Annotated in this window: 22 protein-coding genes; 6 read left to right on the top strand and 16 right to left on the bottom strand. The window is 68.2% G+C overall.

The annotated features are described in order from the left end of the window. Positions 1–24 precede the first annotated feature (24 nt). The gene (locus ACWF4Z_RS28110; RefSeq protein WP_452246151.1) at positions 25–1,110 is read right to left on the bottom strand and encodes an alpha/beta fold hydrolase; all 1,086 of its coding nucleotides are present in this window, start codon (positions 1,108–1,110) and stop codon (positions 25–27) included. 344 nt (positions 1,111–1,454) lie between these two features. Here ACWF4Z_RS28110 and ACWF4Z_RS28105 point away from each other — a divergent pair, with 344 nt between their 5' ends. The 3 genes from ACWF4Z_RS28105 to ACWF4Z_RS28095 all read left to right on the top strand — a co-directional run bounded on the left by ACWF4Z_RS28105 (position 1,455) and on the right by ACWF4Z_RS28095 (position 3,046). Further along, entirely contained in the window at positions 1,455–2,201 is a 747-nt protein-coding gene (locus ACWF4Z_RS28105) for an alpha/beta fold hydrolase (RefSeq protein ID WP_452246150.1), read from the top strand. After that, the gene (locus tag ACWF4Z_RS28100) at positions 2,113–2,298 is read left to right on the top strand and encodes an alpha/beta fold hydrolase (protein ID WP_452246149.1); all 186 of its coding nucleotides are present in this window, start codon (positions 2,113–2,115) and stop codon (positions 2,296–2,298) included. The genes ACWF4Z_RS28105 and ACWF4Z_RS28100 overlap by 89 nt, the downstream gene beginning before the upstream one ends. A 109-nt stretch (positions 2,299–2,407) precedes the next feature. After that, a complete protein-coding gene (locus tag ACWF4Z_RS28095) occupies positions 2,408–3,046 on the top strand; it encodes a TetR/AcrR family transcriptional regulator (RefSeq protein WP_452246148.1) in 639 nt (212 codons plus the stop codon). On the opposite strand, the gene ACWF4Z_RS28090 is transcribed toward ACWF4Z_RS28095, so the two are convergent. Both ACWF4Z_RS28090 and ACWF4Z_RS28085 read right to left on the bottom strand, forming a co-directional pair. Continuing rightward, the gene (locus tag ACWF4Z_RS28090) at positions 3,036–4,268 is read right to left on the bottom strand and encodes an MFS transporter (protein WP_452246147.1); all 1,233 of its coding nucleotides are present in this window, start codon (positions 4,266–4,268) and stop codon (positions 3,036–3,038) included. The two genes, ACWF4Z_RS28095 and ACWF4Z_RS28090, sit on opposite strands and share 11 nt — an antisense overlap. A gap of 131 nt (positions 4,269–4,399) precedes the next feature. Then, complete coding sequence (locus tag ACWF4Z_RS28085) at positions 4,400–5,299, bottom strand: LysR family transcriptional regulator (RefSeq protein ID WP_452246146.1); 900 nt, start codon at positions 5,297–5,299, stop codon at positions 4,400–4,402. Between the two features lie 468 nt (positions 5,300–5,767). Here ACWF4Z_RS28085 and ACWF4Z_RS28080 point away from each other — a divergent pair, with 468 nt between their 5' ends. Beyond that, positions 5,768–6,283 carry a hypothetical protein gene (locus ACWF4Z_RS28080; RefSeq protein ID WP_452246145.1) on the top strand — a complete coding sequence of 172 codons (516 nt, stop codon included), beginning with the start codon at positions 5,768–5,770 and terminating at the stop codon, positions 6,281–6,283. Positions 6,284–6,341: 58 nt separating this feature from the next. Here the strand turns inward: ACWF4Z_RS28080 and ACWF4Z_RS28075 are convergent, their stop codons facing one another. Then, complete coding sequence (locus ACWF4Z_RS28075) at positions 6,342–8,504, bottom strand: alkaline phosphatase family protein (RefSeq protein ID WP_452246144.1); 2,163 nt, start codon at positions 8,502–8,504, stop codon at positions 6,342–6,344. A gap of 203 nt (positions 8,505–8,707) precedes the next feature. Between ACWF4Z_RS28075 and ACWF4Z_RS28070 the strand changes: the two genes are divergently transcribed. Both ACWF4Z_RS28070 and ACWF4Z_RS28065 read left to right on the top strand, forming a co-directional pair. After that, positions 8,708–9,862, top strand: a complete 1,155-nt coding sequence (locus tag ACWF4Z_RS28070; protein ID WP_452246143.1) for an imelysin family protein — start codon at positions 8,708–8,710, stop codon at positions 9,860–9,862. Beyond that, positions 9,855–11,015: a Dyp-type peroxidase gene (locus ACWF4Z_RS28065; RefSeq protein ID WP_452246142.1), complete on the top strand. Its 1,161-nt coding sequence runs from the start codon at positions 9,855–9,857 to the stop codon at positions 11,013–11,015. Before ACWF4Z_RS28070 ends, ACWF4Z_RS28065 begins: the two co-directional genes overlap by 8 nt. A gap of 63 nt (positions 11,016–11,078) precedes the next feature. Here ACWF4Z_RS28065 and ACWF4Z_RS28060 read toward each other — a convergent pair whose 3' ends face one another. The 12 genes from ACWF4Z_RS28060 to ACWF4Z_RS28005 all read right to left on the bottom strand — a co-directional run bounded on the left by ACWF4Z_RS28060 (position 11,079) and on the right by ACWF4Z_RS28005 (position 26,730). After that, complete coding sequence (locus ACWF4Z_RS28060; RefSeq protein WP_452246141.1) at positions 11,079–12,806, bottom strand: S8 family peptidase; 1,728 nt, start codon at positions 12,804–12,806, stop codon at positions 11,079–11,081. An 88-nt stretch (positions 12,807–12,894) separates the two neighbouring features. Then, the gene (gene corA, locus ACWF4Z_RS28055) at positions 12,895–13,836 is read right to left on the bottom strand and encodes a magnesium/cobalt transporter CorA (RefSeq protein WP_452246140.1); all 942 of its coding nucleotides are present in this window, start codon (positions 13,834–13,836) and stop codon (positions 12,895–12,897) included. A gap of 29 nt (positions 13,837–13,865) precedes the next feature. Further along, the gene (locus tag ACWF4Z_RS28050) at positions 13,866–14,156 is read right to left on the bottom strand and encodes a UBP-type zinc finger domain-containing protein (protein ID WP_452246139.1); all 291 of its coding nucleotides are present in this window, start codon (positions 14,154–14,156) and stop codon (positions 13,866–13,868) included. Continuing rightward, complete coding sequence (locus tag ACWF4Z_RS28045) at positions 14,141–15,817, bottom strand: FAD-dependent oxidoreductase (protein WP_452246138.1); 1,677 nt, start codon at positions 15,815–15,817, stop codon at positions 14,141–14,143. The genes ACWF4Z_RS28050 and ACWF4Z_RS28045 overlap by 16 nt, the downstream gene beginning before the upstream one ends. A gap of 13 nt (positions 15,818–15,830) precedes the next feature. Next, on the bottom strand, positions 15,831–16,265 hold the full coding sequence (gene trxA / locus ACWF4Z_RS28040) for a thioredoxin (protein WP_452246137.1): 435 nt from the start codon (positions 16,263–16,265) through the stop codon (positions 15,831–15,833). Then, entirely contained in the window at positions 16,262–18,889 is a 2,628-nt protein-coding gene (gene clpB / locus ACWF4Z_RS28035; RefSeq protein WP_452246136.1) for an ATP-dependent chaperone ClpB, read from the bottom strand. The genes trxA and clpB overlap by 4 nt, the downstream gene beginning before the upstream one ends. Then, positions 18,880–19,188 (bottom strand): chaperone modulator CbpM, encoded by a 309-nt coding sequence (locus tag ACWF4Z_RS28030; protein WP_452246135.1) that lies wholly within the window; start codon positions 19,186–19,188, stop codon positions 18,880–18,882. Before ACWF4Z_RS28030 ends, clpB begins: the two co-directional genes overlap by 10 nt. Continuing rightward, a complete protein-coding gene (locus ACWF4Z_RS28025; protein WP_452246134.1) occupies positions 19,185–20,141 on the bottom strand; it encodes a DnaJ C-terminal domain-containing protein in 957 nt (318 codons plus the stop codon). The genes ACWF4Z_RS28030 and ACWF4Z_RS28025 overlap by 4 nt, the downstream gene beginning before the upstream one ends. Then, positions 20,141–20,662, bottom strand: coding sequence for a nucleotide exchange factor GrpE (locus tag ACWF4Z_RS28020; protein ID WP_452246133.1), 522 nt, complete (start codon positions 20,660–20,662; stop codon positions 20,141–20,143). The genes ACWF4Z_RS28025 and ACWF4Z_RS28020 overlap by 1 nt, the downstream gene beginning before the upstream one ends. 5 nt (positions 20,663–20,667) lie before the next feature. Next, positions 20,668–22,545, bottom strand: a complete 1,878-nt coding sequence (dnaK, locus tag ACWF4Z_RS28015) for a molecular chaperone DnaK (RefSeq protein WP_452246132.1) — start codon at positions 22,543–22,545, stop codon at positions 20,668–20,670. A gap of 98 nt (positions 22,546–22,643) precedes the next feature. After that, on the bottom strand, positions 22,644–25,418 hold the full coding sequence (locus ACWF4Z_RS28010) for an ATP-binding protein (protein WP_452246131.1): 2,775 nt from the start codon (positions 25,416–25,418) through the stop codon (positions 22,644–22,646). 55 nt (positions 25,419–25,473) lie between these two features. Then, positions 25,474–26,730: a LuxR C-terminal-related transcriptional regulator gene (locus tag ACWF4Z_RS28005; protein WP_452246130.1), complete on the bottom strand. Its 1,257-nt coding sequence runs from the start codon at positions 26,728–26,730 to the stop codon at positions 25,474–25,476. Between the last annotated feature and the right edge of the window lie 122 nt (positions 26,731–26,852).

Genomic DNA, 26,852 nt, shown 5'->3' with positions numbered 1-26,852 from the left:
CAGCGGCAGCCGCCTCAGGGCGGGTTATCGCAGGAATTGAAGGAGGACGCCGGCGAGTTCCGCGGGGTGTTCTTGGTAGAGCCAGTGGCCGGAGTTCGGGATGACCAGCCCGGTCACGTTGGTGGCGTACTGGCGGACCCACGTGGCCTCACGCGTGCCGAGGTTGCCCGAGGCACCGATCGCGAGAACCGGCATGCTGAGCTTGGTCTGCTGGTAGATCGCGTTGTCCTTGACGTCTTGCGGCAGAGTGGCGAACCACTCGATGCTTGCCCGCAGGTGTCCGGGTCGGGCGAGGAAGTGGGCGTAGGTCGCCAGGTCGCATGGGGTGAGGGCGCCCTTGACGACTTCGCTCGTCGGCATGAAGTCGGCCACCCACTGCTGTTCCCGGCCGGTCATCAAGTCCTCGGCCAGGCCGTTCCGCTCGGCGAACAGGCCGAACCACCACAGCCCGGGACCGTTCGGAGTCAGCGAAGGGAAGGTGTAGATGACCGGGTCCGGGATCGGGGCCTCGCTGAGCACGAGTTTCACGACGTCGTCGCGATGGGCAGCGGCGTACGGATAGGCGACTGTGGTGCCGATGTCGTGGCCGACGATCCTGAGGTTGTGACTGAGGCCGAGCTTGACCATGAGCGCGTAGATGTCGGCGGCCATGGCCTTCTTCGTATAGGCGGCGGAGGAGGCGGGAGCATCGCTTAGCCCGGCGCCGGGCAGATCGGGTGCGACGACCGTGTAGTGCTGCGCGAGCGCGGGCAGCACGTGGTCCCACGTGAACCAGGTCTGCGGGTAGCCGTGCAGCAGGAGCAGGGTCGGCCCGTGACCGCCGCGCACGTAGTTGATGCCGATTCCGTTGACCTTGACTTTGCGCTCGACGAAGCCGGCCGGTGGTGACGGGTTGAGTGAGCAGGCCCCTTGGGCCGTGACGGCCGTGACGGCCGTGAGGGCCGCGCGGCCTGGGCCGGATGGTGCCCGAGCGGATCCGGTCCGTGCGGACGCCCCGGGTTCGGCCGCGATGAGCAGGCCGGCGATGGCGGCGACCGCCGCGATGACGACGGCAAGTGCACGCACGCTTCCCAGGTGCGCGAGCTGAGACGACCGTGGAGCTGTACTCATTTCCAAACCTCTCGCAAGCGGATGGTGCTTCTACTCGTTGAGAACTTCCTGCTCGCGAAGCCGATGCCAGCTTTCGCGGGCCTGGATGAGATGCCTCCCATCTCTCTTGCAGATCCACCTCAACCGGCCGGGCGCGGAAGGACTCGCTCGAGGTAGTCCAAGGCGCCAACGTGATCCGGGTCGACGCGACCAGCGCCACCGGATCGGCTCCCACGATCAGTACCTGGATCCTCATCGCATCTCTGCCCCTTTGCTGTCGGGTTCGTGCAATCCCGCCCGGATGGGATAACGTTCGTTATATAGCGATCGTTATCCTACGACTGCACTAGTTGGAGAGTGAAGAGATGACAGCGAGCTACAAGGACGCGCCGACCATCACGGTCGATGTCAACGGAGTGCCCTTCGCCTATCGGCAGGTGGGCGACGAAGGCGGCGTACCAGTCGTATTCCTGCACCACCTCACGGCTGTACTGGACGACTGGGACCCCGCGGTGATCGATGGCGTCGCCGCCGAGCGGCACGTGATCGCCTTCGACAACCGCGGCGTTGGGCGATCCGGAGGTGCGACCCCCGACAACGTCGAGGCCATGGCCGAGGACGCCGTGGCTTTCATCGAGGCTCTCGGACTGCGAACGGTCGACCTGGTGGGTTTCTCCCTGGGCGGCATGGTCGCCCAGGTCGTGGCCCAGAAGCGTCCGGACCTCGTCCGGCGCCTCGTTCTGGCCGGAACCGCGCCCGCCGGTGGAAAGGGAGGTGCGAACGCCGGCCCGCTGTTGCAGAGTGCAATCCAGCAAGCGTCGGACCGGGGAAAGCACCCCAAGCACATCCTGTTCTTCTCGCCGACACCGACCAGTCAGGCAGCCGCGGACGCCTTTCTGAGCCGGGCTCGACGAGCGCACCCTGGAGGACCGCGATACGCCGGTGACGAACGAGTCGATCGGCGCCCAGATCACCGCGCTCGCCAAGTGGGAGCAGGGCACCTCACCGGCCGGACTGGCGACCGTGACGCAGCCTGCCCTGGTCGTCAACGGCGACGAGGACATCATGCTGCCGACCATCAATTCCTTCGCGTTGGCACAGCTGCTCCCTGACGCCCGACTCAGCATCTACCCCGATTCCGGGCACGGCGGCATCTTCCAGCACCACGCCCTGTTCGTGCAGCAGACCTTGGAATTCCTGCATCACTGAACATCCGGAAAATCAACAACGCCCGGTCGGCCTCAACCGGGTCCTGGCGGAGCGCTCGTTACATAACGAGCGCTACGCTAATGTCCAACGCATCGGGAGGACGTGAACGATGAGGTACACGAAGGAGCACAGGGCTCAGGCCAAGGCCGCGATCGTGCAGGAAGCGGGCCGTACGCTCAAGGAGAGCGGCTTCCACGGCGTCGGGGTCGATGGCTTGGCCGCGTCTGCCCAGGTCACCTCAGGGGCCCTCTACTCCAACTTCGCCAACAAGGAAGCCGTCCTCGAAGAGGTCGTTGCCACCCAACTGGGCATCGAGTTCGCCGATCTCGCCGACCAGGAACCGGCGGTACGACGGCGCATGCTCGGCGAGGTTCTCCGCGTCTACCTCAGCGACCTGCACCGCGAGAACCCGGCAGACGGTTGCGTGATGCCGTCGCTCAGCGCGGACGTGGCACGGGCGAGCGACTCGGTCCGTGAGACCTACCGCCGCCGGATGGTCGAGGTGATCGCCACCATCGCCCCCGCCCTGCCCGGCGACGAGGAGGAACAGGCGCAACAGGCCTGGACCCTCGTCGCCTCGATCGTGGGCGCCATCACGATCGCGCGAGCCCTCCCTGCAGGCGACCAGGCCAAGGCGATACTCGACGCCGTCCTCACCACAGCCCTGGACTCGATCCGGGACGAAACGGGCCGGCCCGTGGGTGATGGCCTCGAGTCTTCGGCCGCCGCCGGCAGGGCTATCGAGTGACGGCGGTCGATCGGCGAGCGGTGACTATGGCGGCGAAGGCGCCGACCGACAGCACACTGGCGAAACCGATCATCGACGGCCGGAGCGCGACGTGCTGGATGACCAGGCTGAACGCGATCGACGGCAGCCCCATGCCGAGGTACGCGATGATGAAGAACATGGCGAGGACACCGGCCCGCGAAGCCGGCACCGCGGCGATCGCAGCCTGAGTCACACCGCTCTTGATCAGGAGCCCCGCGCCGGCCCCGGCGAGAGCCGCAGACGTGAGCGCCAGCCAGAGCGTCGGCTGGTACAGCGACACCGCGGTCAGCGCCAGCCCGATCGGGAACAGCAGCCCGCCGATCAGCAGCACCGTCGAGTGGGCGAGCTTACCGAGCGCGAGCTGCGCGACGGCCGACGCGGCGAAGGCAGCGAACGGCGCGAGCCCGGCGACGAAGTACGAGGTGATGCCCAACTCACCGCGCACGATGATGGCGCCGAGCGACGAGAACAATCCCATCACCGCGAACGCGAAGAACCCGACGGCTGCTGCTGCCCCGAACGCTGCGCGCTGTCCTGGACGCAGAGCGAACCGCACCGGCCGGTCTTGAGCCGCCGCCTCGGTGTCGATGGTCTCGGGGCTGGCCAGCACCAGCACGAGCAGCCCCGCCATCAACACTCCGAAGACGACGTACGGCGTATGCAAGGGTGACGGCGCCCATTGGGCCAGCACGCCTGCTGCCAGCGGGCCGAGTGCCAGACCACCCAGATTGACAGCGGTTGCGACCACTGCGGGAACGGGTGATCCGTCCCGTCCTGGCCGCGCCGCGTGGTACAGATCGCTGAGATAGGCAGTCGCGGTCGATGCCATCAGTCCGATCGCGACACCGGTCAGGACCCGGCCGACGATGAGCCCGGGCAGGTCGGGCCAGAAGGCAAGCACCGCGTCGGCCAAGATCGCGACCAGTAGGCCAGGGACGATCACCCGTCGGCGGCCCAGCCGATCGGAAAGGTGGCCCAGCAGCCGGAAACTGGCGCCGGTGCCGATGACCAGCACGGCAAAGGCGATCGTCACCGTCGTCGGCCCGAAGTGATCCCGGACCTGGTAGATCGGCCATAGCGGAGTTGGGACGGTGCCGAACGCCATCAACGTCAGGAACGCGGCGCCCACGAACCAGAAACCCGCCAGATGCCGCCCGGCGCCGGCAACCGCGACCGGGGACGAGTCTGTAGCTGTATTCATTTCCAACCTCTCACGAGCGAATGGTGCTTCCACTCGTTGAGAACCTCCGGCCTGCGAAAGCCGATGCCGGACTTCGCGGGCCTGGATGAGATGCCTTCCATCTCTCCTGGAGATCCCGAGGCCGGAACCCTTCAGTCGGCGCGGTGCTGGGCCAACATGCCGGCTGCGAACGCGGCGGCCACCGGACTCGTCTCGGCGCGTGGCGGCAGGATCAGGTAGAGGTGGCGATCCATCTGCACACCGTCGACTCGAAGGTGCCGCAGCGGGCCGTCGGGATCGGTCAGGACCTCGTACTGCAGGCCCACCGGGGTGAACCCGATGCCGGCGCCGGCGGCGATCAGCTCCAGCAGGACCTCCCAGTCGCCGACCTCCGCAACGATGCGTCGGGTCAGTCCGGCTCCGGCGAACAGGGCGTCGCACATCAGTCGCGCGGTCCAGCCCGGGGGTACGTCGACGAACCGCTCGCCGTCGAGGTCAGCGATCGTCACGCGGTCACGGCCGGCGAGCGCGTGGTCGCTGCGACAGGTGAGCGCCAACGGCTCGCTGGCCAGCGAGGTCAGACGCAACCGGCCGCGTTGCTCCAGCGCCGGCCCGATGGCGCAGTCGAGCTCGCCGTTCTCCACCATGTCCAGCATGTCCAGCGCGGCAGTTCCGCGCATCCGCACGTCGACGCCGGGGTGGTCGCGCAGGAACGCGCCCAGATAGCCCGCGAACGGAACGAGGTACTGCGCCGAGAGGGCGATGCCGAGACGGAGCCGGCCGACGAGCACGTCCCGGGTCTCCTGTACCGCGCGACGGGCGGTCTCCGCGGCACGCAACGCCTCGCGCGCCGGTGCCACCAGGGCCTCTCCAGTGGCGGTGAGCCGCACCGGGCGGGTACCGCGCAGGTACAGCTCGGTGCCCAGCTCGCGTTCCAGGGACAGCAGGGAGTTCGACAGGCCGGATTGCACGATCAGTTCGCGGCGGGCCGCGGCGGTCACGCTGCGCTCCTCCGCGAGCGCGACGAAATGGCGTAGCTGCCGCAGCTCCATGCCCGAACCTCCATCTGCTCAGCGGATCGAGAGTATCCGCCGCCGCTGCCGCTGTCCCCCTGGTGGGGCCGCGCCGGCCGCGGTCCGGTGATCATGACCCACGGTCCGTATGCCAAAGGTCTGTCGTTCCAGGAGGCGTTCCGGTTCGCGTGGTCGAACCTGGAGGCCGAGCATCCCGACGCTCTCGCCGGTTCGTCCACCGCATCTCGCGGCGATCTGGCCGTGGGAAGGTGCGACCGACTAGTACCGCGAGTTCACCCACCACGGCGGTATCCCCAGCGACTTCCTCAGCCAGTGGTTCCCACCGCAGGTGGAGGCGATGCAGCACGGCGTCGGCGACCGCGGCGCACGCAATCCAGTCACCGGAGTACCAGTGGCCGGCCCGGAAACGCTCGATCCGGACGTGCTCGAAAAGAGCCGAGCAGACGTGGTCGCCCACCCGTTGTTGGACAAGTACTACCGCGACTGTTGGACAAGTACTACCGCGACCGATCGGCCGACCTCACCTGGATCACCGTGCCCGCCCTGTCTGCCACGAACTGGGGGCACCACCTGCACACTCGCGGCGGATTCGAGGGCTACAACGCGATCCCGGCCGACCAGAAGTGGCTCGAGGTCCACGGGCAGCAGCATTGGGTCGAGTTCTACACCGACTACGGCCTGCGGCTGCAGAAAAGGTTCTTCGGCCACTTCCTCAAGGACGAGGACACCGGGTGGCACGACCAGCCACCGGTGTTCCTCAACCTACGCCGGGTGGACGGCACGTTCGCGCAGCGCGCCGAGATCGAGTGGCCGCTGACCCGGACCGGCCTCGGCCCACCTGACCGTTGCCTCCAGCACCAAAGACGCCGACCAGTTCCTCGTACTCCGGGTGCAAGACCCGAGCGGACGGGACGTCACCTTCCCCGGCGCGATGGACCCCAACGGCGCCATCGCATTCGGCTGGCTACGCGAGCGACCACCATGGATGGGACGACGCGCTGATGTGCCCGCGATCCGGGAGGAAGGCGGGCACAGCTGCGACTCGGTGGGCGTAGAAGGATTACTTCTGCGCGGTGCGGCCGGCGTACCGCTGGGTGAAGTCTGGGGACTCCTTTGCGGTGATGATTACGTCGTAGTAGCCGTCTTCGGTTGGCCAGGTGATGGTGCGGTGTTTGCCGGCGGGGACCTGGATGGTGGTTGTCCGGCCGGCGAAGTCGTTCGGGGTGAGGGTGTAGATCACCGGCCGGCCGGCGGCGGACAGGGTGAGCTTGACGGTTGCGGCCGATCGGCCGTGCGGCTTGACCAGTTGGACGTCGACCTGCGGCTTGGCCGAGGCTTGGTCGGTGGCGAGGACGACGCTGCCGGCGAAGGATCGGATGAAGTGGTCGGGGCCGTAGAACGTGAACGCGTACCTGCCGTTCGTCGTCTTGGTGTCCCAGGTGTACGACTTCGGCCGGTGGTTGCCGGCGGTGAGGGGCAGCGCGTCCTGGCCGATGCCGAGCGGCTCGGCGCCGACGAGGGCGGGCACGTACTTGTCGGCCAACCCGACCAGGCTGACCGCCTTGCCGTTGGGGCCGCCTTCGACGGTGAAGGTTGCCGTCACCGCCCCGGTCACGGGGTTCTCGACGAGGACGCCGTTGGGCTGGAACGACAGCGGGCTCCGCTTCGCCCTGCCGGTGATCGGCTGAGTCGGCAGGACCTGCGCACCGACGGCCGGCTGGGGCACGGGCGGCAGGCTCGCGTCGACGACGACCGACTTGAGCAGGTCGGCCGGCTTCGGCAGCTTCGGGAACGACGTGTCGAAGTTGCCGAAGTCGATCGCCGAGAGCAGGTTGCCGGAAACGCCGCGCCGCCAGTCGTTGATGTTCGTGCAGATGGCCGGCCTGCCGAGGCTCTTGGTCCACTCCTCGATCAGCTGGATCGTCGAGGTGTGGTCGAAGACCTCGGAGTTGACGAAGCCACCGCGGGTCCACGGCGAGACCAGCACGAACGGCACCCGGCCGCCGAAGCCCGGCTTGAGCCCGGGCGCGCGCTCGCCGACGGTGCCGACCTCGGGGATCGGCGGTACGACGTGGTCGAAGAAGCCGCCTTCACCGATCCGGTTCGCGTGGTCGGGCTCGTCGTAGTTCAGGATGACCAGCGTCGACTCCCACAGTTCGGGGTTGTCGTGCACCGCCTGGATCACCCGGTCGGTGTAGACCGCGCCGTTGTTCGGGGCGTACGTCGGATGCTCGGTCCACGCCGCGGGCGCGACGACCCAGGACACCTCGGGGATGTCGCCCGACGCACAGTCGGCGATGAAGTCCCGCAGCACGTAGTCGACGTTCGAGGTGTCGTTCTTGATGCCGGCGGGCTGCGTGGTGTGGGCGTACACCACGTTGCCTCGGGCAAGCAGTCCCTTGCGGGGCAGCGTGTTCTCCGGGTTCGCGTTCTTCGGGTCGAACGCCGCGAACGAACGCACGGTGTTGTCCGTGTAGTCGCCGAGGAAGTCGTCGTCGGTGTCGTTGTTGACGTAGATCTGCCAGCTAACACCGGCGTCCTGCAGCGTCTCCGGGTACGTCGTGAACTTGTAGGCGTAGCCGTAGTCGCCGTTGTTGTTGATGACCGGACCGCCCTGGGTGCCGGCCGCGTCGTTGGTGCCGGCCCACATCATGATCCGGTTCGGGCTGGTGCTGGTGTCCAGCGAGCAGAAGTAGTGGTCACCGATGGTGTAGGCCTTGGCGATCGCGTGGTGCCACGGCACGTCGGCTTCCATGAAGTAGCGGTTGCGCGCGCTGGTGTTCTGCGCGTTGTACTTCAGGCTGTCAGCGTGGTACGGAAGCAGGTACCCCTCGGCGCGGCTGTTGGGGTCGTAGTAGATCGTCTGGCCGTTCTGCCAGGTCAGCACCTGCTTGTCGCCGAAGCCGCGCGCGCCGGCCAGGTCGAGGGTGCCGAAGTAGTGGTCGAACGACCGGTTCTCCTGCATCACGATCACGACGTGCTTCAGGTCCTTGATCGTGCCGGTACGGCGCGAGTGCTGCGCCGTCGAGCCGGGCTTGCTGCCGGCCGTACCGATCGTTCCGGTCGCGTCCGGTGCGGCGTCGGCGGGGGCGGTGGACAGCCCTCCGGCGGCGACCACGGCGCCGGCGGCGCCCGCGGTCTGCATCAGCCGGCGTCGGCTGATCCGGGTGCGCTCCGTGGCCGCCTTGGTGCCGTCCGCGGATGCCGAATCGTTGTCAGACATGGGTTTGCTACCTAGCCTCTCGTGGCGGAAGTCCCCCACAGTCAACTGGCAATGGTCCGGACCTCGCGAGCATCGCCTCGTGAACATTCCCTGAAAAGTCAGGAACCCTGTGACCTGGACCGGCCGGGCGGGCCACTCGCTGTTCACCGCTGCGTCAGAGACATCACCCGATCCGTTCACGAACGCCACCCAGCCTGGGCTCGGTGAGTAGTACGACGGTCCCGGCGGCCGCAGCATCACTGCCGTCGAGCCGGCCGGAGCCGATCGAGCTCGCCGTCGGCTCGCCGTACGGCATCGACGACTGGCTCGGCGGACCGGCCGGTCGCTACGACTTCGTGTTCGTCAACAACGAGGGCGCCGGCGCGGAGGTCTACCTCGAGGATCCCGCGACCGAGCGGATCTACCTCGAGGTCGAGCACTTCGGCCGCGGTGTCAGCCGTGCGGTCACGGCATCGATCCCGCCCGGAACGTACCGATGGGTCTGCATCACCGACTACACGATCAAGTACAGCCGGCCGGTCGTCGTCACCGGAGACCCGCTGCCGTACGACGTGCACGGGATCGTCCCCGTGACCGGGCTCGACCTGCGGATCCCGATCAACTCCTACGTCGGCTGGATCACCGGCCAGCTGCCGAGCCTGATCCACCAGGTCGAACAGTTGAGGAGCGCGCTGCATGTCGGCGACGCGGCCGAAGCCCGACTCAACTGGCTGACCGCTCACCTCACCTACGAGACGCTCGGCGGCGCCTACCGCGCGTACGACGAAACCGGTGACGACATCAACGCCGACCCGCCGCGCGTCGCCAATGACCGGCTCGCGGACGCGGATTTCGCAGGCTTCCGCAAGGTCGAGGCGATGCTGTGGCACAACCGCCCGACGGCGACGATCGTGCCGCACGTCGACGCGCTGCTCGAGGCGATCGGGCGGCTCACCGACGAACTGGCGTTGCCGAACGCGATCACGCCGATCGACATCGGTCGGCGGGCTCACGAGATTCTCGAGGATGCGCTGCAGTGGGACCTGAACGGGATCGGCGACGCCGGCAGCCAGACGGAGTTGGCGACCGTGGACGCGAACATCACCGGGGTCTGGCAGGCGCTGGACCCGCTGCGGCCGATCCTGCGCAAGCAGGACCCGTACCTGAACCAGACCGATGAGCAGCTCCGGCTCACCCAGCAGGTGGTCCGCAGCCACCACCACGACGACGGCTGGGTCGGACTGGCCGCGCTGTCAGCCCGGCAGCGGGCGGCGGTCAACGCGGCGGTGCAGCACAGCGTCGAACTGCTCTCCCACGCGGCGGCCGTCATCGACCCACGCAACGCCACCAGCGACCGAGGCCCGATCACCCATGACTGACAACTCTCCCGCCGCTCTGCGGTTCGAGGGCGCCCATCAGGCCGGCATTCTCGACCCCGCGCAGCAGGCGGCGATGGTCGTCGCGTTTCTCGTGACCGCGCCCGACCGCTCGGCGCTGGAGCGGCTGTTTCAGACTCTCACGGCGACCATCCGCTACCTGGTCACCGGCGGCGACGCGCCGGCCGGGCGCGGCAGCCACGACGGTCTCGTGTCGACGCCGTACGAGAACGGCGTGCTCGGCCCGGGCACGGTGCCCGACGGTCTCACAGTCACGGTCAGCGTCGGGGCCGGCCTGTTCGACGACAGGTACGGCCTCACCGACGTCAAACCAGCCCGGCTGCGCGCGATGGACGAGTTCCCGAACGACGCACTCGACCCCGACCGCTACGACGGGGACCTGCTGCTGCAGATCTGCGCCGATCACCTCGACACCGTGCTGCACGCGCTCCGCATCCTGATGCGCGCGACCCGCGCCGACCTGCAGGTGCTGTGGCAGCTGGAGGGTTTCACCAGCCCGCCGCGGCCGACCGGGACGCCGCGCAACCTGTTCGGCTTCAAGGACGGCACGGCCAACCAGGAGATCCTGCACCGTCCCGACCTCCTCGACCGGCTGGTGTGGACCAAGGCCGGCGGCGACGAACCGGACTGGGTGACCGGCGGGTCCTACCACGTGGTCCGGCTGATCCGGATGTTCGTGGAGTTCTGGGACCGGATCTCGATCAACGAGCAGCAACGAATCTTCGGCCGCGACCGCGACACCGGCGCACCGCTGTCCGGCCGTCCGGGCGAACGTGTAGCCGGACAGGAGGAGCTCCAGCTCCCCAGCTACTACCGAGACGCGCACGGCAATACGGTGCCGCTGACAGCTCACACCCGCCTCGCCAACCCGCACGACGGCACCGCCGACGACCGGCGGATGCTGCGCCGCGGCTTCAACTACAGCGCCGGAGTCGAGCCCAACGGCCAGCTCGACCTGGGCATGATCTTCATCTGCTTCAACGCCGACCTCGACCGTCAGTTCGTCGCCGTACAGACTCTCCTGATCGACGAACCCCTGGTCGACTACATCTCCCCCTTCGGCGGTGGCTATTTCTTCGCCCTGCCCGGCGTCCAGGACGCCGACGACTGGCTGGGCCGGAGCATGCTCGCCTGACGTCACCGGCGGAACGAGGCGCGCCCGGTTGGGGACGCGCCTCGTCGCCGGGTCAGGTCGTGGTCAGAAGCCTCTTGCGACCCTCTTGGCGTTGACGATGCCGTCGCCGTAGAAGCCGTTGTTTGTCGGGGTGCCTTCGCACAGGTGGTTGGTTGTCACGGTCAGGTAGGTCCCGTTGGGTTGCAGGACCTGACGGGTGTAGGTGAACAGCGGCGGTGTCGGGCACGCGTGGTTCGTCGCCGTTCCGCGCAAGAGCAGCTCGACGAGCGCCGGCCAAGCCTTCTTGCCGCCGTTGACTCGGTCCGGAACGCCTAGCCGGCCGACCGCCAGTGCAGCGACGCCGGTCGCGTGCGGTGACGCCATCGACGTGCCCTGCAGGTACTGGTAGTAACCGCAGACGCTCTTGTAACAGCTCTGAACGACGCTCGGTGTGTTCGGCGTCCCATCGGGATTGAGCTGGCCGCGCTCCTCGGCGAGGTGCTTCGGGTACGCCGCAAGCACGGCCTTGGTGAGGTCACGCTTCTGGTCCGCGGTGTCGTACACGTCCCCGCCGGGCGCGGACAGGTCGGCGTAGCCGTTGCCGTAGTCCGAGTAGTAGGCCTTGCGCGTGGAGATACCGGTGCTGGTCACCGAGAGGACATGGTTTCCCTCGGACGGCATCGAGATACACGAAGTCGGGATCGTCCGCGTGTACGGCGCCTCACCGGGGACGCTGGGGAAGTCCGGGCTCGACGAGTCCACGATCGTCTTGGTGTAGTCGGTCGCGCCGTTGCCCGCCGCTGACACCAGCGTCACGCCATGGCCATAGGCGTAGTCGAGCGCCCGCTGCATCGCCTGGATGACAGTTGCCTGCTCAGCCCGGTCCTCCGGCGTGTCGGCCGGATTGTCGGTGCAGTTGAACAGCCACGGATCGACGTAGAAGCTCATGTTCACGACGTCGATGCCGTGATCGCCCGCGTAGGTCAGCGCATCGACCGTGGGCTGCAGGAAGAAGAAGCCCGAATCCTGGCCGGCCCGCAGGTTGACGATCGTCGCCTTGGGCGCGACGCCGGCGATCCCGAGCTTGTTGACCGGCGACGCGATCTCGGAGGCGACGTGCGTACCGTGACCGTTGTCGTCCTCGTCGGCAGGGTCGACGCAACTCGGGTGCTCGCACGGTCCGTCGACCGTTGCGCCGTTGGCGTCGACCGGGATGTCGGTGGTGAAGTTCCGGCTCAGAGCCTTGTCGAAGTTGCCGGCGATGTCGGGATGGCTGCCGTCGACGCCGGTGTCGATGATGCCGACGCGCACGCCTTTGCCCTGCTCATAGCGCTGTGAGCCGTCGGCGGTGGCGCCGATCTGCTGCATGTCCCACTGCAGCCCGGCCAGCGGCTCCTGATTCTTGTCGGCGCCCGCAGACGTCGTACGACCCGCGGTCGCACCCAGCAGGTCAGCCTGCGCAGCGTCGCGCGGGAAGTTCACCTTGCCGTTGGCAAGGCTGTCGTCGGGCGCGTGGCCGATGACCGTACTCCGTGCGACGCCCTCGATCGCGGCCGAGCTACGGGCCGCGGCCAGGAAAGCGTCGCTCTTGGTGGTGATGGTGGCGACCCCGATCGCCGTGTTCTCGTCGAGTACCGTGCCGCCGGTAGCCGCAATCGCGGCGTGCGCGGCCGCGGCAGATCCGCCCTGGGCGTAGAGAACGACGTACTGCCGCTCCTGGCCGGCTGTCGCCGTGCCCGTTCCGGCTGCGACCCACAACAGCCCGGCGACGCTCACTGCCGCGATGGCTGCGCGCGTGGCGTACTTGCGCATTGGACCCCTCCCTCGAAGATCGAACTACAGCTGAAGAAACCCCCTAGCAGACTGGATCAAACCGCAGAATGCGCCGGAACGCGAGTGTTCAGAACCAATGGCGGCGCTTGAAGAAGACGACCATCAAGGCAACGGCGACGAGTTCCAGACCGATGCCGAGGGCAGCGAAGGCGGGCCAGCCACCGACGTGGGTGATCATCCAATCGAAGTTCTGTCCGAAGAAGCCGCTGATGAAGCTGAGCGGCAAGAAGACGGTCGAGATGACCGTCAACTGCTTCATCACGGCGTTCTGGCGGTTGGACACCGTCGACAGGAAGACGTCGGTCGAGGCAGTCAGCAGATCGCGATAGGTGTCGATCAGGCCGCTGATCCGGATCAGGTGGTCGTGCGTGTCGCGAAAGTACCGCTCGGCCTCGTGCGTCATGCCGGGCAACTCGGTCACGCCGCCGACCAGGCTCGCGAACACGTCCCGCTGCGACTCGACTACCTTGCGCATCCTGACCAGCGCACGCTTCAGGGTGGAGATCTCCTGGAGTTGTCGTTCGTCGGTGACGTCGCGGAAGGCCCGGTCCTCGAGGTCGTCGATGCGGTCGTCGAAACCCGCGAGGATGGCGAGGAAGCTGTCGACCAGGGCATCGAAGCATCGGTGCGCGAGCCAGATGGGGTCCTCGACAGCCTTGGTCCCGGCCTCGTACCTGCGCCGTACGTCGGACAGGGCCGGAACCGTGTCACGGCGAATGGTGACGAGGAAGTGCTCGGAGTAGAAGCAATGCACCTCGACGAGGCGGCCGTCGTCCGGTACCGCCCCGTACAGGACCAGGAAGACGAAGTCGTCGTACTCTTCGATCTTCGGCCGCTGATCGAACTGTTCGCTGTCCTCCAGCGCCAGCGGGTGAAACCGGAAGACGTCGCGCAGAATCGTGAACTCCTCGGCCGTCGGCCGCTGCAGGTCGATCCAGAAGAAGTTGCCACCGGCAAGCAGCCGCTCGGCATCTGCCCGGTTGAGGCGCGACTCCGGTTCCTGCGTCACGGCAGGTCCGCCGGTGGGAGTCTTGTCGGTCAAACGAATGCCTCGTCGACGTAGCACCAGCGCCAGTTCTCACCCGGTTCGAAGGACTGCACGATCGGGTGTCGGTAGTACGCCGCGTGCGCGCGGGCGTGCTTCAGCGGGGACGAGTCGCAGCAGCCGACGTGGCCGCAGCTGAGGCACACGCGTAGATGCACCCAGGGCGAGTTCAGCTCGAGGCACTCCTCGCATCCTTCGGGTGTACGTGGCCGCACCGGCCTGACCAGGTACAGATGCGGATCCACGCTCGTCGTGCTCTGGTTGATGTCTACTGCCTTGGCCATGAGTGGCCTCCCGCTGTCTGTCGGTTGTTGCTGCTGGCAACGAATCGTCGAGTGTGGCCGAGATGTTCGTGCACCATGCGTACGGCGAGGGCACCGTCGCCCACGGCGGCGGCCACCCGTTTCACCGACCCGCTGCGGACGTCGCCGACGGCGAACACTCCCGCCCTGCTCGTCTCGAGCAACTGCCGCTCGCCTGGTAGCTGACTGCCCGTCCGGACGAAGCCCCGATCGTCCAGGAGGATCTGGTCGCCCAGCCAGTGGACGTGCGGGAGGCCGCCGATGAAGACGAACAGGGCCTTCGCCGGTTCGACGTGGCGCTCGCCGGTCTTCGAGTCTTCGACCACGACGGCCTCCAGCGCCCGGTCACCTTGGACCTCGCGCACTTCGCTGTGCGGTTGGACGTGAATCCCGTCGGTGCGCTCGATCCGGTCAGCCAAGTAGCGCGACATGTCCTGCCCGAGTTCGTTGCTCCGGACAACGAGCAGCACCTTGGCAGCGTGCTGGGCGAGGAAGACCGCGGCCTGTCCGGCCGAGTTGCCGCCGCCGACGATCACCACCGGGTCTGCCCGGCACAGGTTCGCCTCCAGTTCGGTCGCCGCGTAGTACACGCTCGTCGACGTCACGGCGTCCAATCCGGGCACGTCAAGTTTTCGGTAGCGGACGCCCGAGGCGATCAGCACCGCCCGACCGCTGATCCGTGCGTCGTCCTGCAGCACCACGACGTGGTGTCCGTCCCGCTCCCCCAGCGACGCGGCGGTTGCCGGCACCATGAGTTCGGCGCCGAAGCGCCTGGCCTGGATCTCGGCGAGGTCGGCGAGTTCAGCGCCGCTGATACCCGCGGGGAAGCCCAGGTAGTTCTCGATCCTCGACGATGTGCCCGCCTGGCCTCCGGTGGCCACGGAGTCCAGGACGACTGTCGCGAGACCTTCCGACGCGCCGTACACCGCGGCAGCGAGACCGGCCGGACCGGCGCCGACCACGATCAGATCGCACACCGACCGGGCCGGCGGCGTACGGCGGAGTCCCACCGCGGCGGCCAGGCGCTCGTTGTTCGGGTTCCGCAGCACCTCACCGCGCCAGATCACCACTGGCGTCTCGTCCCGTTCGATGCCGAGTTCGCGAAGCATGCGCTCGGCCTCAGCGTCGGTCTCCAGGTCGATCCAGTGATGTGGCAGCCGGTTACGCGCGGCGAAGTCGCGCAACCGGCGGGTCTCGGCGGAGAACCGTGACCCGATGATCGCGAAGCCCGCGCCGAGGGTGAGCTGGAGCGACCGACGGATCAGGAACGCTCGCAGAATCAGGTCGGCCAGTCGCGGATCCCGCGAGACCAGGTCCTTCAGTTGGTCGCGCGGTACGACGAGCACCTCGCCCGGCTCCTGCGCCACGGCGGAGAGGAACAGCGCCTGCCCGGTCAGCGTGCCGACCTCGCCGAGGAAGCGACGCGGACCGTGGACGGCAAGCACACGCTCCTGGTAGGCCACGTCCTGCATCACGGCGACCGTGCCGTCAAGGACGACGATGAACTCGTCCGCCGGCTCTCCGGCCTGCTGCAGCACCTCGCCGGAACTCGTCGTACGGCGCTCGCCGAGCGACTGCAGCTCGGCCAGTTGGACCTCATCCAGCCGCGGATAAGCGCCGTACAGGTCTGGCGTTTCCTTCATCGGCGCCGTCCGGTCACGAGGTTGCCTCCTTGGCCAATGCCTCTTCGAGCCAGGGCCGCAGCGCCGGTGCCGATGCGGCGCCGATCTGCGTTGCGACAACCTCTCCACTGCGCAGTACCAGCAGGGTTGGAATGGATCGGATGTCAAACCGCTGCGACAGCTTGGGCGCTTCGTCGGCGTTGATCTTGACCAGCTTCACCTGGCCTGCCTTCTCGGTGGCGAGCTGTTCCAGCACGGGACTGACCCGCCGGCACGGTCCGCACCACGGAGCCCAGAGATCGACCAGCACCGGCAGGCTTGCCTGCTCCACCACCTCGGCGAAGTCGTTGTCGCCGGCATCGACGATCCACGGCAGTGGTCGCTGGCAATGACCGCACCGGGGCGTACCTTCCGCCGCGGCGGGCACCCGGTTGCGGCGTTGACAGTTCGGACAGGTCACGACCTTCATGCCGCCACCTCCGCCGGGTTCTCGTGCGTGACGCTGATGTCGCCGTCCTGGACGGTCACCCGGATCACCGCTCCGTCCAGCACGTTGCCGCCGAGGAGTGCGCGACCGATGCGGGTCTCGACTTCGCGGGCGATGAACCGTCGCAACGGCCGGGCGCCGTACACCGGATCGAAGCCCTGCGCAGCGATGTACCGGGCCGCCTCCGGTTCGACCTCGAGCGACATCCCGCGATCCGCCAGCCGCGTCCGCAGGTCGTCGAACATCAGATCGACGATGCGCTCGATCTCGGCCATCGTGAGCGGCTTGAACAGCACGATCTCGTCGACGCGGTTGAGGAACTCGGGCCGGAACTGCTGCCGCAGTTCCGCCATCACGGCGTCCCGCGCGTCCTCCTTGACCTGCCCGTCCGCGGTCACGCCGTCCAGCAGGTACGCCGAGCCGATGTTCGACGTCATGATGACCACGGTGTTGCGCAGGTCCACCGTCCGGCCCTGCGCGTCGGTCAGCCTGCCGTCGTCGAGGATCTGCAGCAGCGTGTTGAAGACATCCGGATGTGCCTTCTCGATCTCGTCGAACAGCACCACGGAGTACGGCTTGCGCCGCACCGCCTCGGTCAGCTGGCCACCTTCCTCGTAGCCGACGTACCCGGGTGGCGCTCCGACCAGCCGGCTGACCGTGTGCCGCTCCTGATATTCGCTCATGTCGATCCGGACGATGTTGTCCTCGGTGTCGAACAGGGTCGCCGCAAGGGTCTTCGCCAGCTCGGTCTTTCCTACCCCGGTCGGACCGAGGAAGATGAACGAGCCGATCGGCCGGCGCGGGTCCTTGATCCCCGAGCGGGCCCGGACGATCGCATCCGCGACCAGTTGCACGGCCTCGTCCTGACCGATCAGGCGCTCGTGCAGCACCTCGTCCAGCCGCAGCAGCTTCTCCCGTTCGCCCTCCTGCAGACGGGTGACCGGGATGCCGGTCCAGCGGGACACGATCGAGGCGATCTCCTCCTCGGTCACGACCTCGCGCAGCAGCCGGTGTCCATGCTGCTTGGTGGCCAATCGCTCCTCCTCCGCCGCGAGCTGGCGTTCGAGCTCCGGTAGCCGGCCGTGCCGCAGCTCGGCTGCCTGGTTGAGGTCGTAGTCCCGCTCGGCCTGCTCGGCCTCCTGCCGGACCTGCTCCATCTCCTGCCGCAGCGCCTGGACCGTACGCAACGCCTGCCGCTCCGACTCCCACTGCGCATGCATCGCGTCGGCCTCGGCCCGGAGGTCGGCCAGCTCCTTGCGCAGTTCGTCCAGCCGCTGTCGGCTGGCAGTGTCCTCCTCCTTGGCCAGTGCGGCGTCCTCGATCTCCAGCCGGCGCACCCGCCGGGTCAGCTCGTCCAGCTCGGCCGGCATCGAGTCGATCTCGGTCCGCAGCATCGCGCACGCCTCGTCCACCAGGTCGATCGCCTTGTCCGGCAGGAAGCGGTCCGAGATGTACCGGTGGCTGAGCACCACGGCAGCGACCATCGCGGCGTCCTGGATCTTCACGCCGTGGAAGACTTCCAACCGCTCCCGCAGCCCGCGCAGGATCGAGATCGCATCCTCGACCGTCGGCTCGTCGACGACCACCGGCTGGAACCGGCGTTCCAGGGCCGCGTCCTTCTCGATGTGCATCCGGTACTCGTCCAGGGTGGTGGCGCCGATCATGTGCAGCTCACCGCGAGCCAGCATCGGCTTCAACATGTTGCCCGCGTCCATCGCACCTTCGGTTGCACCCGCGCCCACCACGGTGTGCAACTCGTCGACGAACAACAGGATCCGGCCCTCGGCCGCCTTCACCTCGTTCAGCACGGCCTTGAAGCGTTCCTCGAACTCGCCGCGGTACTTGGCCCCGGCAACCAGCGAGGCCAGGTCGAGCGCGAACACGGTCCGGTCCCGCAGGCCGTCCGGTACGTCGCCGTTGGCGATCCGTTGCGCGAGTCCCTCGACGATCGCGGTCTTGCCGACGCCCGGATCGCCGATCAGCACCGGGTTGTTCTTGGTCTTGCGGGACAGGATCTGCACGACCCGCCGGATCTCGTTGTCCCGGCCGATGACCGGATCCAGCCGGCCCTGCGACGCATCCTTGACCAGATCCCGGCCGTACTTCTCCAACGCCTCGTACGACGCTTCCGGCATCGCCGAGGTGACCCGCTGGTTCCCGCGGACGGCGGTCAGCGCCGCGAGGAAGCCGTCCCGGGTCAGTCCCTGCTCGGCGAGCAGCCGCCCGGACGTGCTCTGCCGACCCTCGTCCAGCAGAGCGATCACCAGGTGCTCGATCGAGACGTACTCGTCCTTGAGCCGCCTGGCCTCCCGGTCCGCGGCGTCGAGTAGCCGCGACAACCTCTGGGTGACAAGTACCTGGCCGGGCTCCGCGCCCGGACCGCTGACCTTGGGACGCCGGTTCAGCTCCTGTTCCAATCGGTCCCGCAGGCCGTCCGGATCCGCACCGGCCTGGGCCAGGAGCCTCGGGGCCAGACCGTCGGGTTGCTCCAACAGCGCCAGCAGCAGATGCTCACCGTCGATCTGACTGTGCCCGAACCGCAGGGCTTTGGTCTGAGCGTCGTGCAGAGCCTCCTGCGACTTCTGCGTGAGGCGGTTCATATCCATGTCCGGGCTCCTCGTCCGACGAAACGTGTGCGCTCTGCTTCCAGTACGGCGATGCGGTCCAGCAGGTCCATCACCAGACCCAGCGCCGCATAGTTCAGGTCGAGCCCGGCCCGCAGTCGCTGGATCCGGGCCACCCGGCTCAGCTGCGACGGCCCGAACCACAACCCACCGGCGCCGTCGGTCGTTGCCTCGAGCAACCCCAGGGCGACGAACCGCCGCAGCAGTTCGGGATGTGCTCCGGTCAGCCGCGCGAAGTCCGCCAGCGCGAACCGGGTCGGCCTGGTCAACTGGTGGCTCATGAACGCCTCCTCGGATCGAACTTCGACGTCCCGGCCAACTCCTCGAACAGCCGCTTCTCCTCGCGGGTGAGCTTCGGCGGGACCATCAATCTGACCTCGGCATACAGATCCCCCGCCGTCCCGCGGGGATTCGGCAGACCTCGGCCCCTGAGCCGGAGCCTGCGACCGCTCGAGCTGCCCTTCGGTACCTTCACCGTCGCCTCACCGCCAGGAGTCTCGATCGACACCGACGCGCCCAGCGCTCCCTCCCACACGGCGAGCGGAAGGTCGACGGTGAGGTCGCGACCAGAGACCCGGTAGCGCGGATGATCCGCGATCCGGACCACCAGGTACAGGTCTCCGGCGGGTGCGCCACCGGTACCCTGACCGCCCTGCGCGCCGAGGCGGATCCGCTGACCGTTCACCACGCCGGCCGGGATCTTGACGTCGATGGTCCGGTCCGCGCCGGTCGGACCACGCACGGTCAGTTTCCGGTTGCCGCCCCGGTAGGCCTCCTCGACGGTGAGCTCCAGCTCGATCTCTTGGTCCGAGCCCGGGATCCGGCCCCAACCGCGCCGGGTCCCGCCGCCGAACATCCCGCCGAGCAGGTCGTCCAGATCGATGCCCTCGACATCGAACTGCCCCCCTCCGGTATCCCAGGAGGGACCCTCCCGGCTCCGGCCGCCGCCACCGGCCCGGCCGGCACCGGCGCGGGACCGGGCATAGGTTTCCGGGTCGACGTCCGGCGGCACCCGGCGGAAGTCCGCACCGAACGCGTCGTACCGCTTGCGCTGCTGGGGATCGGACAGTACGTCGTACGCCTCGGAGACCTCCTTGAACCGTTCCTCCGCGTCGGGATCCTTGTTGACGTCCGGGTGGTACTGGCGAGCGAGCCGTCGGTAGGCTCTCTGGATCTCGTCGGCGCCGGCGTCCCGCGAGAGCCCGAGGATCGCGTAGAAGTCCCGGCTGGGCATCAGCCTGCCTCCGCGGCGACTACCACCCCGGCCGGACGAAGAACCCGGGTCCCGTCGCCGTACCGGGGCCGGACGACGTGCACGATCGTGCCGGCCGGTACCTCAGGGCTGGGCGTCGTACCGACCGCCTCGTGCAACTCCGGGTCGAAGCGTTGCCCGCGGTCGTCGACCTGGGCGTAGCCGAGTCCGGACAGTACTGCCAGGGCCTGGTCCCGCACGGCCCGGACGCCGTCGACGATCGCCCCGTCGTCGGCGCCCGCGTGCTGCAGCGCCAGCTCCAGATTGTCGACGACCGGCAGCCAACTGGCGGCGACCAGGGCGCGTTCGGTGTCCCGCTGCTGTCCGGATTCCCGCGCGACCCGCTTCCGGAAGTTGTCCAGCTCGGCCGCCGTACGCCGCCATCTGTCTTCCATCTCGGCGGCCTTCTCGCGCGCCTCCTGCAGGGCCTTCTCCGGGCCCTCTTCGGGGGCCTCCTCGACTCGTGCCGGCGCCGCAGCGGTGTCGGTCTCCTCATCGGCCATTGCGATCAGCTCGTCGAGAACTCGGCATCGATGACGTCATCGTCGCCGCCGCCGTCTGCCGGCGGCGTACCACCGGAGCTCTGCGGCGGCGTGCTCGAGTTCAGAGCCTGGGCGAGTTGTTGCAGCTCACCTGTCAGCGAACGCAGCCGCTCCAGTGGCGTTTCCTGGTCCTTGAGCGCCTCGCGGGCGTCACCGACCAGCATCTCGGCCCGGGCTCGTTCGTGCTCGGCCACCCCATCGCCTCGGTCGGCGAGCGCCTTGTCCACCTGGTACGCGGCCGAGTCCAGCGCGTTGCGCGCATCGACCAGCTCACGCAGCCGGCTGTCGTCGCTGCGGTGCGCCTCGGCGTCCGCGACCATCCGTTCGACCTCGGACTGGTCGAGGTTGGAGGTCTCGCTGATGGTGACCTGCTGCTCCGCGCCGGTGTCCTTGTCCTTGGCGGCCACGTGCAGGATGCCGTTCGCGTCGATGTCGAAGGTGACCTCGATCTGCGGTACGCCGCGCGGCGCCGGGCGGATGTTCTCCAGGCGGAAACGGGCGAGCACCCGGTTGTCCGCGGCCAGCTCCCGCTCACCCTGCAGGACCACCACATCCACAGCGGTCTGATTGTCCTCGGCGGTACTGAAGACCTCGCTCCGGCGGGCCGGGATGGTCGTGTTGCGCTCGATGACCTTCGTCATCACGCCGCCCATCGTCTCCAGCCCCAGCGACAGCGGGGTGACGTCGAGCAGCAGCACGTCCTTGACCTCGCCCTTGATGATCGCGGCCTGTACGGCGGCGCCGATAGCGACCACCTCGTCCGGATTCACCGTCATGTTCGGGTCCTTGCCGCCGGTGAGCCGGCGAACCAGCGCCTGGACCGCCGGAATCCGGGTCGAACCGCCGACCAGGATCACCTCGTCGATGTCGTTCGCCGTCATCTTGGCGTCGGTCATCGCCTGCTCCACCGGCCCCAGGCACCGATCGACGAGATCGGCGGTCAACTGGTCGAAGGTGGACCGCATCAGCGTGGTGTTGAGATGTTGCGGGCCTTGGGCGTTCGCGGTGACGAACGGCAGGCTGATCGTCGTCTGGGTGACCGACGAGAGCTCGACCTTGGCCTTCTCGGCGGCCTCGAACAGCCGCTGCAAGGCCTGCGGGTCCTGGCGCAGGTCGACCCCGACCTCACGCTGGAAGTCGTCGGCCAGCTTGTCGACCACCCGGCGGTCGAAGTCGTCGCCGCCCAGGTGCGGGTCACCGGCAGTGGCCCGGACTTCGACGACTCCGTCGCCGACCGTGAGCACGCTGACGTCGAAGGTGCCCCCGCCGAGATCGAAGACCAGGATCGTCTCGTTCTCCAGCTTGTCCATCCCGTAGGCCAGTGCCGCGGCTGTCGGCTCGTTGATGATCCGCAGCACCTCGAGGCCCGCGATGCGCCCGGCGTCCTTGGTGGCTTGACGTTGGGCATCGTTGAAGTACGCGGGCACGGTGATGACGGCCTCGGTGACCTTCTCGCCGAGGAACTTCCCGGCGTCTTCGACGAGTTTGCGCAGGATCAGCGCGGAGATCTCCTCCGGTGCGTGCAGCCTGTCCCGGATCTTGAATCGCACGGCTCCGTCCGGCCCGGCGACGACGTCGTACGAGACGGCGGAGAGCTCGGAGGAGACCTCGTCGAACCTCCGGCCGATGAACCGTTTCGCCGAGGTGATGGTGCCCTTCGGGTTGAGTACGGACTGACGACGGGCCAACTGGCCGACCAGCCGCTCACCGGAGTCCGTGAACGCCACCACGGAGGGAGTCGTTCGGGCGCCTTCGGCGTTCGGGACGACCGTTGGCTGGCCACCCTCCATCGCGGCGATCACCGAGTTCGTCGTGCCCAGGTCGATACCGACGGCCTTCGCCATGGTCTACCTCCTGTGTGTGCCGGCCTCTGTGCGGCTTGTCACGGACACACACCAACCTGGTCCACTCGCACGGGGAAGACATCCCCAGAACGTGTGGTTCAGGCGTCGGCGGACGGTTCGCGGGTTAGGACCACCTGGGTCAGCTCGACTCGGGACCGGACATCGAGTTTGCGATAGGCGTGGCGCAGGTGCGACTCGACGGTGTGCGGAGACAGCTCGAGTTCGTCGGCGATCGCGCGGTTGGTGAGTCCGGTCGCTGTCAGTCGCGCTACCCGGAGCTCGGCTGCCGTCAGGCTCGACCAGCCGAAGCTCGGCCGTTCGGCCGGTGATTGTCCTGTTCCCGGCCTGGCATTTTCAGCGAGTCGCTGCCGGACGCGCCGGGCGAGCACGACTGCGCCGGCGCGATCGTACTCGGCCAGCGCAGGCTCGAGCTGCAGGACGGCTGCCGTGTCCCGGCTCCGCTCGAACAAGCCGCCTGCGGCATCCTCGGCGGCACGGGCGCGCGCCAGCGGACGGGGACTCGCGTCGAACGCATGCACAGCCGCCACCAGGCGGTCGACGTCGTCGTCGAGCAGGCCACCGGCCTGCATGCCTGCAGCGTCGAACGAGATCACCTCAGGGTTGATGCGATGGAGAGTGTCCGCCGCCTCGGCCGCCAGGCCGGCGCGGCCGGCATCATTCGCTCGCCTGGCCAACCCCACCAGGCGCGGTCCCACCATCGGATCGAACGCCAGCACCTGCAGACCGTCCGGCAGTTTCCGATAGAGCGAGGCGAGGTGCGCGAACACGCGTGCGGGTTCCTCACCAGCCGTCTCGTCGACCACTGCGCCCGCCCACGCCAACCGCTGCGCTCCGACACTGCTTTGCTCATACACCTTGCTAGCGCCATACCGCAGGTGGCGGCGGGCCAACCCGAACTCGCCCCGGTATGCGTTCGCTTCCGCGAGTACGGCGCACAACTCCGGCACGTCCTTCCAGGACCCCAGCTCCTCGGCACGGATCAGGCCTGCGTTGCCTTCGGCAACGGCATCGTCCAGGTCGCCTCGGTGCAGCAGCAGCGTCGCACGGCACGCGTACCCGAACACGTCTTTCCACTCCGTTCCGGGCCGGCCGGCGGCATCGAAGGCGGCCGCCGCCTCGTCGAAGCGATCGAGCGCCATCAGCGTGTGTCCCCGAGTCCAGTAGACCTCGCGGCGTCGCTCCTGCGGCGTATCGGGCGCCAGCACGTCAACGGCTGCATCGACGAGTTCGAGCGATCTCGTGAGGCGACCGCGCACTCTTTCGGCCGCCCCCATCGTGAGGAGAGCCTGGCCGGTCCGAGCCGGCCTCCTCCCGGTAGCGAGAGCCAGCTCGCCCGCTCGCAGCGCTGCGCCGGGGTGACCGGCCATCAGATGCGCGTTCGACTCCGCTGCCAACAGCAGGGCCCGCGTCGAGTCGTCGATCCCCTCGAGGCCGAGCGCAGTCTTGGAGTGGTGTAGTGCGGAGGCCGAGCAACCAGCGATCCCGAGGGAGTCGGCCAGCTCGAAGCGAAGCCTCGCCTCGACCTCCGCTGGTAGGTCGGCCCGCAAGGTGACCTCGGCGAGTGCTTGGGCCTCCGCGTTGCGCCCCGCGCGAAGGAGCAGGCTCATCGTCTCCATCACCCGCCCAGGCCGGCCGACGTCGGCGGACAGCATCAGGTCGACGGCGCTTAGCCTCAAGTCCCCCGCAGCGCCCGGAGCAGCGCCCGCGACCTCGTCGGAAGCACGGACCAGCAGCGCGACGGCCAGGGCGTCGCCAGGGACGGCGCCGCTGATGGTGTGGGCCGCCGCATCGGAGATCGATCCGCCGGTGGCGAGCACTGCGTCAGCCGCGTCGCGGTGCAGGTCCCTTCGCACGGCCAGCGGAAGCGCACCGTAGACCGCCTCGCGGATCAGATCATGCTGGAACTCCAACTGTGTGCCTGCCTCCACCAGCAAACCTGCACCGAGCGCCTCCTGGACCGCCGGCAGCAACTCGGCCACCCTGCGATCCAGAACCTTGGCCACTGACGGCAGGTCGAAGGTTCGTCCGAAGATCGATGCAACGTCCAGCAGTTGCCGGGTCGGTGGCTCAACCTCGGTGAGCCATCCGCGGAGCCGTTGCTGCAGAGAGCTGGGCAGAAGCCGAGAGCATGCCGCGTCGATGATGAGCTCGTCATGTTCGGCGAGCGTCGTCAGCAGGTCCACGACGACTCCCGGGTTGCCGGCGCACTTCTCAACCAGTCCTAGCAGCGCACCGTCCGGTGCGGCGCCCAGGAGATCACCCGCCACCCGCGCTACCGCGACCGGCTCCAGGGGCGCCAATCCGAACCGGATCGCACCGGCTGCAACCAGGTCGGAGAACAACGCGTCCCCCGTCGCCGTGGACGGCCAGGGACGCCGGCTCAGCAGCCACATGATCGGGCTGGCAGCCAGGCGTTCAGTCAGGACTCTGAGCGCGATCACCGTCAGCGGGTCGGCCCACTGCAGGTCGTCCAGTGCGACCAGAACGGGTCGCCGAACCGCAGTCCTCCTGAGCACCCCTTCGAGCTGATCGATCAGCTCGGAGGCGTCGTAGTCCAGCAGGTGCACGGGGTCGAACTCCGCAGCGCCGAGAATCGGCGGACTGCAGTCACTCAAGGCGGCCAGCAATGGCGTCAGTGGCGACGCCCGATGGAACTCGTCGGCGACACCGGACGCAACGGCGATCCCGAGCGGCCGGGCGGACGTCACCGCCTCCAGCACCAGGCTGCTCTTACCGAGGCCGGCCGTGCCCTCCACCACGACGACGCACCCATGACCGGCCGCCACAGCCATGACGGATTCGCCGAGTCGGCGTACCTCGGTCGCCCGGCCGTGCAAGGAGCTGCGCGGCATGGCTGCACCTCGCCGTACTGACGAGGGTCGAACAGCGTCAGCCGGCCCCGTCACGTCAGCGCGTTGAGGGTTCATCGGCGAGCCGACCCTGTCCGCGGTGCACAAACGCTCGCGTGAGCTCTACGCGGCTCCGGATGCCAAGCTTTCGGTACACCTTTCGCAGATGGAACGAGACAGTGTGCGGCGAGAGGAACATTCGCGCTGCGACCTCGCGGTTGGTCAATCCTTGAGCCACGAGCTCGGCCACTGTCCGCTCGCCACCGGTCAGGCCGTCCCAGTCGTCGGCCGCGGGCTGCCGGTCGATCGCCTGGGCGGCAGCCGGGGCTGTGGAGCAACGGCGCGTCCCAGCTGCCTGACGGCGCAGTGCGGTACGCACGGCGGCCGGGACGCGATCGGCTACCGACTGCCGGACGAGATCGTGGTGGAACGCCAGGACGTCTTCCTCGACCGGGACGAGCAGGTCTGCCGCGGCGGCCTCGTGCAGAGGTTGCCGCACTTGCTCGTCCGGCCACCCGAGCAGGTCGCCGAGCTCGTCCACGGCGAATGATCCATCCAACGACGCAGCGACGTCGAGGAGATGGCGCGCCGCGGGGCTGAGCTGCATGACCCAGCCGTGGACGACTTCGCGCACCTGCGTCGGCGGCTGTCCGGACAGCAGTTGTGCGCGGCCACCGGCTACGGCGACACCGCCCTCGGCCCGCAAGCCGTCCAGGAGTGCTCGGACAAGGAGCGGATTGCCGGCCGCTCCGCGCGCCATGGCCAGCAGGTCGCTGTCCGGGCGCGCGCTGAGCACGTCAGCGATCATGTCCGTGACGGCATCGTCCGTCAGGGGCCCGAGTGCAATCCGAGCGGCGTCCGTGTGCCCCCGCTCTCCGAGCAACCAGTCGATCGGGGGGTCGTGCCCCGCCATCCGACGTACCAGCACCCAGACGATCGCATACTCGGCCAGCCGCAATGGCAACGCTCGCAACGCCGTTACGGTCGTGGAGTCGGCCAACTGGGCGTCGTCCACGGTGATGCAGACCGGGCCTCGTGCGGCGAGCCTCTCGGCGTGAACCCCCAACTTTGTGAGGCGCGCGAGCCGATGCCTTGGCAGCACCTCGTCGGCATCGGCCCTCGCGAGGCTGAAGCCGTCGTGCGTCGCCTGGTCCTCGGCCGCGGCGAGAAGCCGGGTCTTCCCGATGCCCGGCGCACCGTCCACCACCAGGATCGCACTGTGACCGGCCGCCGCGGTGTCGAGGAGATCGAGGACAGACTTGAACTCTCCCACCCGACCGCGTAACCGACCTGTCGAAGGCCGTGGCGTGTACATGGGAGACCCTGCCTCTCACTCAGAGTGTGCAGCGTTGTACATCTGAAGCCTCTCCCGGATGGCGGGTGAACCGCCAGGGGTGTCGAGGAAGTGCCGAGGGCAACTACACCGCTCCAGCACCC

The organism is Kribbella sp. NPDC055071 (genome assembly GCF_053608045.1).
This window is presented reverse-complemented; position numbering and strand designations above follow the sequence as displayed.